A 17,511-nucleotide genomic window follows, 5' to 3' on the forward strand; every position below is an offset into this window, starting at 1 on the left:
TAGGGGTGGTATTTGTGGGAACGAAGGAAATCACGAATCCAGACAGCTTGTATTACAGTGTTGACGATGTAGTAATGGAGCGCGGAGAAGGGATTTACCTGTACGATCAAGAGGGAAATGAGTACATTGATTGCGCTTCTGCCACATTTAACTTGAATTTAGGATACGGTAACAAAGAAGTCATTGATACGGTTAAAGAACAAGCCGATAAGCTGATCCATGTGACATCATCTTTTCAAACAGACGCCGTAAATAAACTGGCAGAAAAACTAGTAGAAATCGCCCCCGATAATCTCACAAAAGTACACCCTAAAGTCAGCAGCGGTTCCGGTGCAAATGAAGGAGCTATTAAAATGGCTCAGTATTACTCCGGAAAAACCGATGTCATCTCCTTATTTCGAAGCCACCTCGGACAAACGTATATGACTTCAGCTTTGTCCGGCAACTCATTCAGAAAAGAACCTTTCCCGCCGCAAATTTCTTTTGGCCTGCAAGTCCCCGATCCGTATTGCAGCCGCTGTTTTTATAATCAGAAACCTGATTCATGCGGTATGCTGTGCGTAGAAAGAATTAATGATTTTATTGAGTATGCGAGCAATGGAAAAATTGCCGCCATGATTATTGAACCGATATCCGGAAACGGTGGAAACGTCGTTCCGCCTAAAGAGTATTTTAAACAGCTGAGAAAGCTTTGTGATGAACATGATATCGCCCTGATTTTTGATGAAATTCAGACCGGGTTCGGACGGACGGGTAAAATGTTTGCCGCGGACCACTTCGATGTGAAACCTAATATGATGACGGTAGCAAAAGGGCTCGGGGGCACAGGCTTCCAAGTCGCCGCCACTCTGACGGAGGACAAGTATACCGGGCTTCCGGGGTATACGCACTCCTTCACGTACGGCTCAAATGTGATGGCCGCCGCTGCCGCGTGTAAAACCATAGATATTATGCAGCGCCCGGGATTTTTGGAAAATGTAACGACGGTCGGTCATTATATTATGGATCGCTTAGAAACGATGAAAGAGGATTTCGCTTTTATTTCTGAGGTAAGAGGCGTCGGTCTTATGATCGGTGTGGAGATTGTTAAAGAGAACAATGAACCGGATGTGGAGCTGACCAATTATATTGCTAAACGGGCAATGGATTACGGGCTGATTCTCCGGACATCCCGTTACGGATTCGGAAATGTATTTAAAATCCGTCCGCCTTTAACCATTACACTTAGTGAAGCCGAAGTGCTCTGCTACAGACTTCGCAAGCTATTGGAGGAAATCAAGTGAGAGATTATATCATTGGGCTTGGACAATTTGTTTATCAAAAGGTGAAAAATCAAAAAGGCACGCTGAAAAACCGGCTTGTAAACGGCTATTCTCCGGGAGGCGACGCCCAATTTAACATAGACGCCGCTGCTGAGGAGGCGGTGCTGGATTATATTCAAGAAAAGGGCCATCCGGTTGCTTTTTACACGGAGGATGGCGGCCTGAAGCTGATTGGAGAAGATCCGCAATATATTTTAATTGTAGATCCGATAGACGGAACGCGCCCGGCCGCCGCGGGACTTGAAATGTCGTGTATTTCGATTGCGCTTGCTTCGTATAAGCCAAACGCAAAGATTAAGGATATCGAATTTGCTTTTTTACTTGAATTGAAATCAGGCGCTTATATGTACGGTGATATATACAGCGATGCGATTCATTTTGAAGGGTATCATGGAGAATTGCCGAATTTGAGCGGAGTGCGGGATATTAAAAATATGTTTTGGAGCCTTGAATTTAACGGGCATCCGGCGCAGCTGATGACGGACGCATACGGCCATCTGATTGACCAGTCGGCCAATAATGGCGGGGTTTTTGTTTTCAACAGCGCTTCTTATTCGATTTCACGAATTATCACGGGGCAGATGGATGCTTATGTGGATATCGGTAATCGTCTGCTGAAAGATGATCCGAAGCTGCTTTCAGATTTTCAGCAGGTCGGGAACGGGCAGGTGCTGCATTTGTTTCCTTATGATATTGCCGCAAGCGTCTTTTTGGCGAAGAAGGCGGGAGTGGTCATTACGGATGCATACGGCCGGTCTTTGGACGAAACACTTCTGACAGATTTAAGTTATCAGAATCAGCAATCATGTATTGCGGCATCAACGAAAGAGCTTCATCAAACATTGTTAGACCAAATCCGCTGGGGCAGAAAGGAAGAGAAATATGAAGGCGTTGGTCTGGACTCCTAATGATAAGCTTGAATATCAAGAGGTGGACGAGCCTCAAATTCGGAAATCCAATGATGTGAAAGTGAAAATTTTCGGCACCGGTATCTGCGGAACGGACTTAAATGTGCTGAAAGGAAAAATGAATGCAACCCATCATATGATTATGGGGCATGAATCGGTGGGAGCGGTCGTAGAAATCGGACCGGACGTGACAAATGTAAAAGTCGGAGACCGCGTCGTGATAGATCCTACGCAGTTTTGCGGGAAATGTCATTATTGCCGGAGAGGGCTGACGTGTTATTGCGAAACCTTCGAGGATTGGCAGCTCGGAATCGGGGCGCACGGAACGTTTGCGGAATATTACGTGGGGGAAGACAGGTTCATGTACAGAATTCCGGATTCAATGGAATGGGAGCGGGCCACATTGGTTGAGCCTCTCTCTTGTGTGCTGAATGTTGTGGACAAGGCTTCGATTCAGCCGGAGGACTCGGTCTTGGTTTTGGGGTCGGGACCGATCGGACTGCTTGTGCAAATGATGGTGAAAAAACTGGCGCGATTGACGGTTGCGACTGAAATAGGCAGTTTCCGAAGCGAGGCGGCGAGCCGGATATCGGATTATGTCTACCACCCTGAAGCATTAACCGTGGATGAAGTGAAACGGATTAATCAAGGAAGAAAATTTGATGTGATTTTTGACGCGATCGGCAATCAGCTTGATTGGGCTTATCCTTTTATTGAAAAGGGAGGCAGAATCGTGCCGATGGGCTTTGATGATACGTATGAGATGACGGTCAGGCCGTACCAGCTGCTGTCAAACGGCGTGACGATTGTAGGCACAGGTGAAGCCCGCCAGATCATGGAGGCCGCGTTAGCATGCGCGTCCGACCTTCCGCAGCTCTATGATTTTATTACGGAAAAGACGGAACTGAAGAATTATGAAGAAGCCATTGATCATCTCATGGGCATCGACCCGGTGACAAAAGAAAGAAAAGATATCAGCGCAATAAAAACGATTCTTGTGTCTGATCCGGAACTTTTATAAAAGCGGAAACGGCTCCAGTGAGAGCCGTTTTCTTATTTATACGGTCTTGCACATTTCTTTAAAGTTTAATATGATACTCTTTGTTAACAATTCCTTTCCTCAATGACATTATACTCTGAGCGTGTCCTCTTTTTCCCCGTAAGCTTGCCTCATATTCCCCAGATGAAAATCAATGTTTCCAACTGATAAGGTGCGGATTTTTATAGTGAAAAGGAGTCGTTATCATTTGAAAGATTATACGTTACAGCAGCAATGGTTCGGGAATGTCCGTAAAGACATTCTGGCCGGTATTCTGGTTGCTCTCGCTCTGATCCCTGAGGCGATCGGATTTTCAATTATTGCAGGTGTCGATCCGATGGTCGGCCTTTATGCATCATTTTGTATCGCGATTATTATTTCTATCTTCGGCGGCAGACCGGGAATGATTTCAGCCGCTACGGGTTCGATGGCGGTTGTCATGGTGACATTGGTGGCTGATTACGGGCTGCAGTATTTGTTTGCGGCAACCATCTTGACAGGTATTATTCAATTTATTCTAGGTGTCAGTAAGATAGCGAAATTGATGAAATTTATTCCGCGTTCGGTCATGATCGGATTTGTGAATGCTTTGGCGATCTTGATTTTTTCTGCGCAGCTGCCGCAGTTCAAAGGAGCTTCATGGGTCATGTACGCCATGCTTGCCGGATCACTGGCTATCATATATCTATTGCCGAAGGTTACGACGGCTGTGCCGTCTCCGCTGGTGGCGATTATTGTCATGACGATCATTGCGGTGGTCTTCCATGCGGATGTCCGCACGGTCGGTGATATGGGCGGGATTACAAGTTCACTTCCGCATTTCTTGATACCGGATGTTCCGTGGACGTTTGAGACATTGCGGATTATTTTCCCGTATTCACTGGCGCTTGCATTCGTCGGATTGCTTGAGTCGTTGCTGACAGCCCAGATCATTGATGAAATGACGGATACGAATAGTGATAAGAACAAAGAAAGCCGCGGACAAGGCATCGCCAATATTGTGAACGGATTTTTCGGAGGCATGGCCGGATGCGCCATGATCGGCCAGTCTGTCATTAATACGAAAGCCGGCGGACGCGGCCGGTTATCGGCTTTTACGGCCGGAGCGTTTTTAATGTTTTTAATTGCCGTATTAAGCGGTATCGTCGTGAAAATTCCGATGGCTGCGCTGGTGGCCGTGATGGTTATGGTGTCCATCGGCACGTTCGACTGGTCATCGATTAAAGGTTTGCGGAAAGCGCCCCTTACTGATTCGATCGTTATGGTTATTACCGTCGTGACGGTCGTCCTGACAAATGATTTATCAAAGGGTGTCTTCGCGGGTGTGCTGCTAAGCGCGATCTTTTTCACGGCTAAAATTTCTAAGCTGAAGATTGTGTCACATTCCGAACAGAAAGATGTCAGAACATATAAGGTAACGGGACAGATCTTTTTTGCTTCCGTGTCTGAACTGATGAATGCCATCGTTTATGATGAAGACGTGAAACGAATTGTCATTGATTTGACCGATGCCCACGTGTGGGATGATTCGGGAGCGGCGGCTCTTGAGAAAATTGTCGCCAAATGTAAAGAATACGGAATTGAGGCTGAATTAAAGGGATTAAATCAGAAAAGCCGAGATTTAATGAAACAAATGGCATAGAATTTGTGAAGTCCGGATGAATATATCCGGGCTTTTTTTCGGTTAAATTTGTGGGTTTGCATTGTTATAATGAATGAGATTTGAAAACCGTATATAGGAGACTTGCATATGATGTGGCTACAGAAGTTGAACCAAGTGTTGGGGAGAATCATGCCGCTTTTGACTCCGTCAAGTGTGGCGGCGGGTGTGCTGTTATCTCAGCATATCAGCTGGATGGCCGGCGCTGTGCCGTGGATATTTGCATTTATTACATTTACGGGCAGTCTGAGTGCCAATTTTCAATCGCTGAAGCGCAGTATCGAGAAGCCGCTCCCGATGATCATGGCATTGTTTGTTTTGCATATTTTCATGCCTGTTTTTGCATGGGGAAGCGGCCATCTGATTTTCAGCGGTGACCCTTTAACTGTGACGGGGCTGATTATGGGTGTGGTGATTCCGACCGGAATTACGAGTTTGATTTGGGCTGCGATGTATAAGGGAAATGTCGGATTGACGCTGTCTATTATCCTGGTTGATACCGTGCTTTCTCCTTTTATCGTACCGTTAAGCCTGTCTGTCCTGGCCGGGGCGAATGTTCAGATGGATGTGTGGGGAATGATGAAAGGGCTGGCGGAGATGGTGGTGATTCCGTCCATCGCAGGGATGATGGTCAACCAGTTTTCCCCGCCGGTAAGGACTCAGGCGATAAGCCGGTCGCTGTCTCCTTTTTCAAAAATCTGTCTGATGATTGTCATTGCCATTAACAGTTCGGAAATCGCGCCGTATGTCACGCACGTGGATATCAAATTTGCGGGCATCGCAGGTATGGTATTTTTTATTGCCATGACGGGTTATGCCGTGGCTTGGCTGATCGGAAGACTGATGAAGCGGAGCCAGGATGAAATCGTGTCTCTGATTTATACAGGGGGCATGCGCAATATCAGCGCCGGAGCCGTTCTCGCCGTGTCTTTCTTTCCGTCTCAAGTGGCGGTTCCGGTCGTCATCGGGATGCTCTTTCAGCAAATCCTTGCCGCTTTGTTCGGCTATTTGCTGAGACGCTTTGAACTTAAGCCGGTCGTGATGAAGTATGAAAAAAACCGCTCAGCTACGTGAGCGGTTTTTTCCGTACAGCCAGCTTAGTGCTGCATTGAATTGTCGTTTGAATGCTTCTTGATGGTGCACGGCGCCCTCTTCAACAGTGAAAGAGAGCTGAGATGGAGAAAAGCCCTTTTGCCTCAGGCTTTCATGCATGTCTTTATTTTGTCGGATCATGGTGTTTTGGATGTTGCTTTTTTGCTCAGCTTCGCGGCTGCCGACAGACATATAGATACGCCGCCGTGCCGGCCGCAACGGTGCGGAGCGGACATAATCTGCTGATTTTTCATACCAGAAGGAACCGGAAATACAGCCGATTCTGCCGAATATTTCAGGCTTTTGTAGCATCGCGTATATCGAAAACAGTCCGCCTAATGACGCGCCGATCAGGCCTCTTGTTTCCGGATGTGCAGAAATGTGATGCATATCTTCTACAGTTGGAATGATGGCATCTGTCAGCTCCTCGAGAAAGAGCCTCCCTTTGCCGCCGAAATCATGAAACGCAGGGCTCAGGGAAGGCGCGGGCCACGGTGTGTACTCATCGAGCCTGTCAGCCGGTTTGATGCCGGCAAAAATCAATTCGGGAAGTGTTCCGTTCGCAAATTGGGATTCAAGCTTATCCATCTGTTCTAAAAACAAAGAACCCCCGTCCAGTACGTACACACAGGGTAAAGCCCCTGTTTGAACCGAATAGGAGGGAGGAAGATACACAGTGCATTCCTTTCCGTTTATCCGGTGTTCTGTAAGGGTGCCTCTCATGCATCCAGCCCCTTCTTCTGCTTAAACAGAAGAAAAAAGAAATAAGGAACGCCGAGAATCGCAAGAATAATTCCCGCCGGCACTTCTGAAGGCTGAAAGAACAATTTGCCCGCAAAGTCGGCGGATATGACGAGGAGCATACCGACCAATCCGCTGACCGGTAAAGAGTATCTGTGCTCAATCCCGGCGAGCCTGCGGGAAATATGAGGCGCGATCAGCCCGACAAATGCCATGCTGCCCGCTGCGGTTACACATGCGCTGATCAAAGCGATGCAGGCAATGAGTAAAATCGTTTTTTCTTTATTGGTTGAAACACCGAGGCTTTTCACCGTGTCCTCATCGAAACGAATGGTATCCAGCAATGACGTTTTCGCCATAAGAAGAGGAATGAACAAGATCAGCCACGGAAGGATCGCCGTAATGGTCATCCAGTTTGCCGACCAGATGCTGCCGTTTTTCCAAACCATCGCCATCTCATAATCCTGCGGGTCCATTTTTAATGAAAGAAATAAAGACAGCGCGCTGAATCCGGAATTCATGGCGATCCCGACGAGAATAATTCTGCCCGATTCCAGATGCCCCCGGTGCCAGGCGAAAATATAGATCAGCACGGCCGCCATCAATCCTCCGATGAGGCCGAAGACAGGCATACCCATCGCAGAGGCAAGTGCCGTCGCTTCAGATTGTCCCTGAAACAGAAGCATAAACGCGACGATTCCCGCTCCGGCTCCTGCATTAATGCCCAAAATACCGGGATCGGCAAGCCCGTTTTTGGTAATGGCCTGAATAACGGCTCCGGCTATCCCCAATCCGAGCCCGATGGCAGCAGCCATGACAATGCGCGGCAGCCTCAGCTGAAACAGCAAAATGTCATATTGCGGATTCGGATGGATGCGGAAAAGCGTACTGAGCAGTTCACCCGGCTTTGCGGAAAAAGAACCGCTTGTCATGCTGAAATAGCTTACGAGCAATATGAGAGCAATCAGAATGATATAAATTCCGGCCATTTTACGCACCACGCTGATCCCCTCCTTTTCTTTTAATCAAATAAAGAAAGAAAGGAACACCGATGATAGAAGTGACAACTTCAATAGGCGTCTCAAACGGATAATTGATGAATCGGCTGGCAAGGTCGCAAAGGGTCAGGAAGACGCCGCCGATGATGCACGCGCATGGGATCAGCCTGCTGTAGTCCGATCCGACGAGAAAACGTGTGATGTGCGGAACGACCAAACCGACAAAGGCAATTTTTCCGGCGAGTGCTACCGAGCTTCCGGTCAATATGACAACGGCCGCCATCGCCATGAGTTTGATGGTTCTTTTCTGCTGTCCCAGACTTTTTGAAATGTCGTCTCCTAATGATACGGCAGTGACCTTTTTGCTGAGAATCATGGCCGTGATGATTCCGATCGCAAAAAACGGGACGGCCAGTTTCAAAAAATCAGGGTTCATTTGATGCAGTCTCGCACTGTACCAAAAACTGAGATCCTGCGAAATTTGAAAATAAATCGAAAGCGCAGCCGACAGACTGCTGAGAAGCATACTGGTCACCGTTCCGATAATGGCAAGCTGCACCGGGGTAAAACCGCCGGGAAGAATGGAGGCCAGCCCGAAAACAAGAGCGGCGCCGAATGCGGAACCGATAAACGAGTATATGATCATTTCAATGGATGTCGATTGAGGGAGCAATACCATGCAAAGGGTGATGATAAAAGCGGAGCCGTCCGACACACCCATGATCGAAGGCGAGGCCAGATAGTTCCGTGTGATTCCCTGCATGAGCGCTCCGGAAACAGCAAGGGCGGCGCCGATAAACATAGCGCCGGCAGCCCTCGGGATTCTTGAATGCCATATGATCTGATGGTCGGTATTCTCCGGATTAAAGTGCAGCAATGCGGAGAACACGGTATGGAAGTCAAGCTGCTTTGCGCCGTATAAAACGGAAAGCAGCAGTGACAGAACAATGGCAATCGGTGAAGCAATGATAATAATGTGTGTCCGCCGTTTTGCATACATGTGAAAAACCTACTCTTTATTAGTCTTGAGTCAATTTGTCAGCCGCAACCTGTAAGAAGCTGATTTTACTCCATGCGGTTCCGCCTTGGGCTAATGGATCAATCGTATTGACGTATACATGGTCTTTTTTGACTGCCTTCAGGCTCTTCCAGATCGGATTTTTCTCTAAGTCTTTCAAAGCGTCCGGCTTATCTGCGTTTTCGTCATCAGAGAATTGTACGAAGATATGGTCAGGGTTCATTTCGCTTAATTTTTCAAGAGAAATCAGTTCCTGCGCTTTCGCCGCTTTGACTTCGTCCGGCGCCTTCAGGCCTAAATCACCGTAAAGCGTGGAGTTGAAATATACTTGTTCAGGATAAATATAAATATTGCCTTGTCTGATTCTGATGACCAGCGCGTTTGACTGTTTCGCTTTGCTGTTGATCTTTGTTTTTGTCTTTTTCAGGTCCTGTTCGTAATCTGCGATGATTTTTTTCGCTTTTTTCTCTTTATCTGTAAGCTGGGCGAGCAGCATCATGTTTTCTTTCCAGTTTGATGAGATATGAGAGACAGGGATCGTTTCAGCGGTGCCGCTCAATTTTTTCAACGTTTTTTCCGGGAATTTGGTTGATGCCAGAATGACGTCCGGCTGCAGCTCAAGAATTTTTTCCATATTCGGCTGCATTTTTTCTCCCGTTGATACGGATTTATCTGTAATATCTTTAAACAGTTCCGGGAATTTGCCGGAGAAAGAAATTGCTCCTGCCGGATGAACGTCAAGCAATTTGGCGTCTTCCATTGATTCTACGCTGCCTGTAATGGCGATTTTGTCAGTCGGCGCTTTGACTTCATATGTTTTTCCTAGATATTCGATTTTCTTTTTATCTGAAGAAGCGTCCTTTCCTTTACTTGCTGTATCAGATGTTTCTGAGCTTCCGCAAGCCGCGGCCGTGAAAGCCAAAAGCAAAATCATGAAAACGAATGCCAATTTCTTCATCTATTGTTCCTCCTGTTCAATTGATAACTATTATCAATTGGAATTATAGAGAAGGAACAGGGATAAGACCATGGATAATTTCCGGTATTATCATGGACGATCTTCGGAAAAAATGGAAACGCTTTGTTCGATCATCCGCTGATGTCCGCTTGGAGAATATTCAATCCACGGGTCAGATGAAATGGGAAACACGCGTTTATTGCTGACGGCTCTAAGGTTCTGCCATATCCCGGTCTGCTGAATCCGCTGAAAATAACGAAGCGTTTCCGGTTCTTTACAAGTGAAAAGCATGATGCAGTCAGCTTGGCAATCCGCCAGCATTTCCAAGGAAATCTTTTCGTCAGGAGCAAAAGATTCCGGTTTTGCGGAGGCAAAGCCTAAATCACCGAAGAAGACATCCTCAATACTGTTGTTATGGGCGATGTACATATTTTCTTTATATACACGGACAAATAAGAACCGCTGATGCCGCACGTGTTTAAGAGCATCTTTCGCTGAATGGGCGAGACTTTGATAAGCTTTAAGCCAGTGCCGCGCTTCCTGCTCTTCATTCAAATATGCGGCTGTGCGAAGAAACTGGTCTCTCCAATTCTCTTGAGCCGGAAGGTAAAAAACGTCAGTGATGTCATTCAGGCGCTGTTTTTCTTCTTCACTGACAGAATCAAGACTGAAAATGATGTCCGGAGCAGCTTGGGACAGCGTGTGCAGGTTCTCTTCCCAATTTGCATTATAACGGTAAGCACTCAGGTGAACCGGAATATCGGAAGAGAATTGTTTGTAATAATAGGCCGTCCATTTCGGGTGCAGCGCCGCAGCGTAAGGCACGTGATGCAGAGGAATCAGATGCCCCATCGTTTCTTTTCCGTACGCGGCCATTTTTATGCGCCTTTTTTTCATATAGCTTGTAGGTGAGCTGCCGGTATGTTTTTTAAAGATGCGGCTGAAATAAAATTCGTCCTGGTAGCCGATTTGATGAGCGATATCCCGCAGTTTGCAGTTTGCCTTGGCCATCAGTTTTTTCGCATTGGTTATGCGGATGTCTGTGATATATTCAGTTACGCTCTGCCCGTATAGTTTTTTAAAGGTTTCACTGTAGTGCTTGGGACTGATTCCCGCCATATGAGCGAGCTGGGTGAGCGTGATTTTTGTGTCGGACTGAGCATGTATGAATTGTTTTGTCTGTTCGATCGCCGCTTTCGTATTATTTTGATGGCATACTTTTGCGGCATAAAGGTCGTACATCAGCTGCTGAAAGTCGGCTGTATATTTCATTTTCTGCAATGCATCCGCCGATCGCACGTTTTCAGAAAGTGACTGAAGCCGGCTTGTCAAATGATCAACCGTTTGTATATTCATTTGCTGAAGTCCGTGGAAGATGTCTTCCCCGTTATCCGGAAGCATCGCTTCATCATCTGATGAATAGGAGAAAACACGGAGTGTGACGATATACAAATGGATGCCGCCTGACGATATAGGGGCAATATTGAATGTCTCATCACAAGGACAGATGTAGAGCGTTTCCTTCTGCAGCGGAAAGCTGTCTGTTCCGATATCAATTTGTCCCTCGCCTTTCACATGAAAGATCAATACGGGGGAATCAGTGAGCTGATGCTCTGACAGAAGGTCGGCTGTTTTTTTTACGGAGATGATATCAATGGGCTGAAAGAATAATGTGTTTTTCATGAGAAACCACCTTTTAGGAAACATTCATTTAAATGATAACTGTTATCAATGAAATTGTACCAAATAAATGAATGTTTTCCTATAAAAAGCGGAAATGTGAAATGCGTCAAAATGTTACACGTGTAACACGAATTTTGTCAGTATATGAGGTATTGTTTTCTTAGAGTTTTGAATTGGTCCAGCCGGCGTTGATATGTGCCGGTGATGTCTTCAATGGAAGCGCCTTTTTCTATTTTTTTGCGTACCCAGCCGTTACCGATCAGCTTGTCAAAAGAGCCTGTCGGCAAGAACGAAAAGTCATTCGGATATAAGTCATGCATGGTTTTCAGAATGGAAAGCCCTGTTTTTGCCGCTTCAAATGTGTTTCTGTTTGTTACGTAGACTTGTACGCCGTGGCACAGCTTGCCCTGGTGCTTGGAGAAGCTGGGGATAAATGATGCGGCTCTGAAGGTGACGCCCGGAAGCTTGAGACTGTTCAGGCGTTCTTCGAGCTCGGTGCTTTTCATATAAGGCGCGCCGATCAGTTCAAACGGCTTTGTCGTGCCCCTTCCTTCGGATACGTTTGTGCCTTCGATTAGTCCTGTCGCCGAATATGCGAATATGCTGTCCGGGGTCGGGATATTAGGTGAAGGGAGGACGAACGGCAGGCCGGTATCTTCAATCGTCATCGTCCGCTTCCAGCGCTTCATTTTTACGACGGTGAGGTCGGCGCCAATATGAAACTCTTTATTGAATAAAAGAGCAAGCTCACCGATCGTCATGCCGTGCTTCAGCGGGATCGGATACAGTCCGACAAATGAAGCGTAATCCGGTTCAAGAACCGGGCCGTCCGGATTTCGTCCGCCTTGCGGATTCGGCCGGTCCAAGACATAAAAAGGAATGCCTTTTTCTTTGGCCGCTTCCATGGCATAGGCCATTGTATAAATATAGGTGTAGTATCGCGTTCCGACATCCTGAATATCGAAAATCAGCACATCTGTATCTTTCAGCATGTCAGGCGTCGGTTTCCTCGTTTCCCCGTACAGGCTGTAGACGGGAAGCCCTGTTTTTTCGTCTATATAGGATGTGACTTTGTCTCCGGCCTGAGCATCGCCGCGGACACCGTGCTCCGGTCCGAATAATGCCGTTAAATGGATGTCTGGTGCCTCATACAGCACGTCAACGCTGCTTTTCAATGAATTGTTCACACCGGTCGGGTTGGTGATCAGCCCGACCCTTTTTCCCTTCAGTTCCTGTTTATAATCTTTCAGCAGGCGGTCGATGCCTGTTTGGATGCTTGGTTTCTTGGCGGTATGAAGGTTTCTGTCAGAAGCCGCCGAGACTGCCGTCATGGCACTGATGACGACTAATCCGGCAAGAAGCGCAGCCGTTTGTTTTTTCATGATCAGTCCTCCTGTTTAAAGCGGTTTTCCGGTCTTCAGATTGATACCGAAACCATAAGGATAGAGTGTCGTTCCCGGATGAGTGACGGAAGGAATGTCAGCGGGCAGCCTGCCTTGCGGTTTTGTCTGTCCGAATATCGCTTCAATGCCTGCCGGAATGTTTGGCTGGAGAAATTGTCCGTCTGTATATCCTTTAAAGCCGTAGACTGCGATAAGGGCTTCAGCTTCTTCAAAGTTCGCAGCGTCATATGGATTACGCAGGCTCATCAGCACAAAGGGTTTTTGGTTCGATTGTGCGGCTTTCATGACGGCCCGCGGAAATGCAGTCGTCCACTTGCCGGGATCTGTGACGGAATCATCAATCACGCCGTCGTTTACGACAGGGTCATTTTTCACGACATAGGAGCCTGTAATCACGTAATCCGCGTCGGATACCAGCTTTTTGTGCTCATCATGAAAAGTGCGCTCGGCGAAGTTCATTTTACTGATGGTTACCGGCCGGATTTTTTTCTTCTTGATGAGCTGCCGAAGGGTTTGTTCCATTGACGCTGTTTGATCTTCATAAGGAGCGGCAATGAGAACGCGGCTGTTCTTTTTCGGTTTGAATGGGAGCGTGCGGTTTTTGTTTTGTAAGACGGTGACGGACCTTTCCGCGATTTGTTTTTCAGCTTTCAGGTGATTTTTGCTGCCGACGGTTTTCTTTGCTTTTGCAATCTTCTTTTTCAGATTTGTCTCTTTCGGTGCGGGATATATCCCTCTTTTTATTTTCAGGGAAATGATGCGTTTCACCGATTTGTTAATTTGCTGAAGCGGAATTTCCCCTTTTTGTACCGCCTTTTTTAAAGCGGAATGAACCCGGGCAAAGCGGTTTTCCGTTTGCAGCGAAGTCACTTGGGCCGGCATCAGGGCAATATCGACTCCTGCTTTTACTGCCATGACGACCGCCTCTTCTTGGCCGAAATGATCGGCAATGGCTTTCATATTTAATGCATCCGTAACGATGACGCCGTTAAATCCCATTTCCTCACGGAGAAGATGAGTCATCACTTTTTTCGAGAGTGTGGCGGGTACGAGGATGTCTGAACCGTCCAGCTTGCTTTTATAGGTTGTATCGTCAAAAGCGGGAAATTGCACATGGGCTGTCATGATCATATCAGCTCCGGCCTGAATGGCCTTCCGGAACGGATAAAGTTCAATTTGACGCAGCCTTTCTTGATTGTGGGTGACAAGCGGAAGGCCGTAGTGGCTGTCGACATCCGTGTCGCCGTGTCCCGGGAAATGTTTGACGGCGGCAGCGACATCCTGCTTTTGCTGAGCCTTCATTGAGGCAAGGCCGAGTGAAGCTGTCAGATCTCGGTCTGAACTGAACGACCTGACGCCGATGACAGGGTTTCCGGGATTATTATTGATATCGAGAACGGGCGCGAAATTCGTATTAATGCCCAGTGCTTTCAGTTCTTTCCCGATAATGGCGCCGGTCTGGGACGCGTAGGCTGTTTTTCTAGCGGCTCCGAGCGCCATATTGCCTGGGAAATGAGTGCCTTCACCAAGTCTAGTTACGATGCCGCCCTCCTGATCAATGCTTAATAATAGCGGAATGTCAGGGCTCGCCTTTTGAAAGGCATCTGTCAGGCGTACCGTTTGCTCAGTGTTTTTTACATTTTCTGCAAATAAGATAACACCGCCGAACCGGTACTTTTGAATAAGCCCTGCGACTTCGTCATTCATTTGGGTAAGAGCCTCAGGTGATGACTGCCCCTTTTTTTGCCAATTGCGAAAATCAGGCATGAGCATCTGCCCTAATTTTTCATCTAATGTCATACGGGATACCGCTTGTTCCGCCTGTGACGGAATGTCCGGTTTTGTCGATGCATGATGCGTGCCGAAAACAATGAACAACAGTAATACAGCTGAGATGACAAGTTTCATGATGGTGCCCTCCTGCCGTCATAGTTTGGACAAAAGACATGGGTTGTCATTCAATGGCTTCATAAATCGTTTTTATGACGCTGCCGTAGCTTCCGGTCGGGAAATGATCCCCTTCAAAAACATTCGGGTTTTCACCGGGGCTGACGACGGGGGAATGCTTTTTATTGGTCAAAAGTGCGATCCCCAGCTTATAAGCGGGATCAATAATCGTGACGGTGCCGGTCCATCCTGTATGGCCGTATGCCTGCCTGCTTGCATAAGGGCCGAACATCCACTCCATATCCGGGCTGCCGTTTTTCCGCCAGCCGAGAGCGAAAGTCGGATCAGAGGATGCCGCCGTTGTGAACAAATCGGCCGTTCTTTTATTGAAGAGAGAAACGTGTTTATAACTGCCGCCGTTCAGCATGACTTGAAGAAGGACGGCCATATCATCAGCTCTGGAAAACAGCCCGGCGTGACCGGACACCCCTCCCATGGAGTAAAATGCTTTTTCATCGTGAACTTCCCCCTGCAGCGTATACGTCCTGATGTGAGGGAAATGGATGACTCCGTCACGTGTGTTGCCTAAACGTTCAGTAGCTGCGAATGCTTTTTCTTTAAAGCCTTTTTGCAGCGGATTGAACAGTGTGTGCGTCAGTTTCAGCGGTTTGTACAGTTCTTGTTCCGCATAGGCATCAAGGGTTTTTCCGGTTATGTTTTCAATGATGCAGCCGAGAAGCATGTAACCGATATCGCTGTATACGTGTTTTGTTCCCGGTTTATATTCAAGCGGGATTTGGGTGAGAAAACGGATCGTTTTATCCCGTTCTTGTGAATACAAAGGGCCTGCGGTGTCCGGCTGATAGAAATAAAAGCTTGCCGGCAGACCGGATTGGTGCTGGAGCACATCGATGACGCGAATGCGGTCTTTTTCTTGAATCGGATCGCCTTTTCTGTCTTTGAAATCAGGAAGGTAAGCCGAGACTTTTTGATACACATCAAGCTTTCCCTGGCTGACGAGTCGCTGTAATGCAAAATTGGCCGCGTACATTTTTGTATTGGAAGCTAGATCAAACATGGTTGATGTTTTCATTTTTTTCGGACGGGACAAAAGGGTGTTCCCGTCATATTTTTTGCTGTAGCCGTATGCTTTCTTTTTGATCACCCGTCCGTCCTTTACGACGACGAGGACGGCTCCGGGGAATCCAGCTGCGATGTCTTTTTCAATCATTTGATCAACCTTTCTGAGCTTTGCTGCGTCGTATAATTTGGATTGGGCTTCGGCTTTGTGCTGCGGCAGAAAAGAGAGGCTGATGACCATTGTGAGTATGGCGGCTGTCAGTGTTTTCATATTCTGATCCCTCCCGGTTTATTCAAATTCAGCAGCCATGTCATCCTTAAATCCGAACGCATAAGTGAAGACAAAGCCCGCCGCGTAAGAGATGAAGAGACCGATGATATACAAAACGATTTGAGCCGGCTGTACGAGAAACGAGAGCGGAAGGCCGGAGACACCGATTGAAAAAGTAGCCACCTGAAAATGGGCTTGAAAGGCGCCGCCGATTCCCGCCCCTAAACACGCCGTCAAAAACGGCCGGCCGAGCGGGAGCGTGACGCCGAAGATGAGCGGCTCTCCGATTCCGAGCAGACCGGATGGAAGTCCGCCGCCGATCGCTCTTTTCAATGAGGCTTTTTTTGTTTTCATAAAGATGGCGAAGGCTGCCCCTACTTGACCCGCGCCTCCCATCGCGAGAATCGGAAGAAGCGGGTCATCTCCGATTGATCGGATTAATTCCAAATGTACGGGAGTCAAGCCCTGATGCAGGCCGGTGACGACAAGCGGCAGGAAGGCGGCTCCCAGTACAAACCCTGAGAGCACTCCCCCGACATTCAGCAGCGACAATAAACCAGATGTAATGAGATCAGAAATAAAACCGCCTGCAGGGATAAACACGACATATGTCACCAGCCCGGTGATAAGTAAAGACAATGTAGGCGTGACGATAATGTCGATGGATTGATGGACGTACTTTCTGATAAACCGTTCGGTATAAGCGATAAAAACCGCAGCGAAAAGAACGCCGATTAATCCTCCCCTGCCAGGGAGCAGATTCTCTCCGAACAAACTGATATTGGCGATCTCAGGGTTAAGGATCAATATGCCCGCAAGGCCGCCCATCGCGGGTGTCCCGCCGAATTCCTTCGCCGCATTGATGCCGACAAGGACGCCGAGGTAAGTGAACAAGCCTGAACCGATAACCGTTAAAATAAGTGCGATTTGGGATTCTTTCGGGAGCCAGCCGGCCTGAATGACGGCTTTCGTAATACCGGTGATTAAACCTGATGCAATGAGTGCGGGAATAAGGGGAATGAAGATGCTTGATATTTTTCTCAGAAACCGTGTGATGGGTGTGGTGTTTTTTCTGTTGAGATCGGCTTTTTTCCGTGAGGCGGCTTCTTTTAAATCAATGTTTTTTCCGGATGACATAAGTTTTGCGAAAGCGTCGGCGACATGATTGACGACACCCGTGCCAAGGATGATCTGCAGTGTTTCGGCTTCGACGACGCCTATTACCCCGTCAAGCTGTTTCAGCGCTTCAATATCCGTTTTGTCCTGATCTAAAGGTGTAATCCTCAGGCGTGTCATACAGTGGGTAAAGCCTGAAATATTCGATGAACCGCCGCAATTGTCCAGGATATCTTTGGCCAGTGACTGATAAAATGCCTCTTTGCTCATGGAGATCCTCCTTTGTCCGTACGATTTTTCCCGGGGAGCTTTGCCTGAAACGCGTCCTAAAAGCG

The 17,511-nt window shown here is 47.6% G+C and carries 14 protein-coding genes; 5 read left to right on the top strand and 9 right to left on the bottom strand.

Annotation, left to right across the window (positions count from 1 at the left end; translation table 11 throughout):
* The first annotated feature begins 14 nt into the window (after nt 1-14).
* The 5 genes from J6600_RS01005 (at nt 15) to J6600_RS01025 (ending at nt 6,003) form a co-directional block, all read left to right on the top strand.
* Nucleotides 15-1,283: an aspartate aminotransferase family protein gene (locus J6600_RS01005; protein WP_007408029.1), complete on the top strand. Its 1,269-nt coding sequence runs from the start codon at nt 15-17 to the stop codon at nt 1,281-1,283.
* Nucleotides 1,280-2,230 (top strand): inositol monophosphatase family protein, encoded by a 951-nt coding sequence (locus tag J6600_RS01010; RefSeq protein ID WP_014416764.1) that lies wholly within the window; start codon nt 1,280-1,282, stop codon nt 2,228-2,230. Before J6600_RS01005 ends, J6600_RS01010 begins: the two co-directional genes overlap by 4 nt.
* Complete coding sequence (locus J6600_RS01015; RefSeq protein WP_003156784.1) at nt 2,205-3,251, top strand: zinc-dependent alcohol dehydrogenase; 1,047 nt, start codon at nt 2,205-2,207, stop codon at nt 3,249-3,251. The genes J6600_RS01010 and J6600_RS01015 overlap by 26 nt, the downstream gene beginning before the upstream one ends.
* Before the next feature lie 226 nt (nt 3,252-3,477).
* Nucleotides 3,478-4,911, top strand: coding sequence for a SulP family inorganic anion transporter (locus tag J6600_RS01020; protein WP_209387826.1), 1,434 nt, complete (start codon nt 3,478-3,480; stop codon nt 4,909-4,911).
* A gap of 150 nt (nt 4,912-5,061) precedes the next feature.
* Nucleotides 5,062-6,003, top strand: coding sequence for a bile acid:sodium symporter family protein (locus tag J6600_RS01025; RefSeq protein WP_088056555.1), 942 nt, complete (start codon nt 5,062-5,064; stop codon nt 6,001-6,003).
* On the opposite strand, the gene J6600_RS01030 is transcribed toward J6600_RS01025, so the two are convergent.
* From J6600_RS01030 to J6600_RS01070, 9 genes are all read right to left on the bottom strand, one after another.
* The gene (locus tag J6600_RS01030) at nt 5,992-6,744 is read right to left on the bottom strand and encodes an alpha/beta hydrolase (RefSeq protein WP_209387827.1); all 753 of its coding nucleotides are present in this window, start codon (nt 6,742-6,744) and stop codon (nt 5,992-5,994) included. The two genes, J6600_RS01025 and J6600_RS01030, sit on opposite strands and share 12 nt — an antisense overlap.
* Nucleotides 6,741-7,751 (bottom strand): iron ABC transporter permease FeuC, encoded by a 1,011-nt coding sequence (gene feuC / locus J6600_RS01035; protein WP_038461736.1) that lies wholly within the window; start codon nt 7,749-7,751, stop codon nt 6,741-6,743. The genes J6600_RS01030 and feuC overlap by 4 nt, the downstream gene beginning before the upstream one ends.
* A gap of 1 nt (nt 7,752) precedes the next feature.
* A complete protein-coding gene (locus J6600_RS01040; protein WP_007609051.1) occupies nt 7,753-8,760 on the bottom strand; it encodes a FecCD family ABC transporter permease in 1,008 nt (335 codons plus the stop codon).
* A 19-nt stretch (nt 8,761-8,779) separates the two neighbouring features.
* Complete coding sequence (locus J6600_RS01045) at nt 8,780-9,736, bottom strand: ABC transporter substrate-binding protein (protein WP_209387828.1); 957 nt, start codon at nt 9,734-9,736, stop codon at nt 8,780-8,782.
* Between the two features lie 90 nt (nt 9,737-9,826).
* On the bottom strand, nt 9,827-11,419 hold the full coding sequence (gene btr, locus J6600_RS01050) for a bacillibactin transport transcriptional regulator Btr (RefSeq protein ID WP_209387829.1): 1,593 nt from the start codon (nt 11,417-11,419) through the stop codon (nt 9,827-9,829).
* A gap of 137 nt (nt 11,420-11,556) precedes the next feature.
* Entirely contained in the window at nt 11,557-12,801 is a 1,245-nt protein-coding gene (locus tag J6600_RS01055; protein WP_209387830.1) for an exo-beta-N-acetylmuramidase NamZ family protein, read from the bottom strand.
* Between the two features lie 15 nt (nt 12,802-12,816).
* Nucleotides 12,817-14,730, bottom strand: coding sequence for a glycoside hydrolase family 3 protein (locus tag J6600_RS01060; RefSeq protein ID WP_128496408.1), 1,914 nt, complete (start codon nt 14,728-14,730; stop codon nt 12,817-12,819).
* 46 nt (nt 14,731-14,776) lie between these two features.
* The gene (gene pbp4b, locus J6600_RS01065) at nt 14,777-16,060 is read right to left on the bottom strand and encodes a penicillin binding protein PBP4B (protein ID WP_021495337.1); all 1,284 of its coding nucleotides are present in this window, start codon (nt 16,058-16,060) and stop codon (nt 14,777-14,779) included.
* 18 nt (nt 16,061-16,078) lie between these two features.
* A complete protein-coding gene (locus tag J6600_RS01070; RefSeq protein WP_022552502.1) occupies nt 16,079-17,446 on the bottom strand; it encodes a PTS transporter subunit EIIC in 1,368 nt (455 codons plus the stop codon).
* Nucleotides 17,447-17,511 lie beyond the last annotated feature (65 nt).

Source organism: Bacillus sp. LJBV19 (assembly GCF_017797845.1).
Taxonomy (GTDB): domain Bacteria; phylum Bacillota; class Bacilli; order Bacillales; family Bacillaceae; genus Bacillus; species Bacillus velezensis.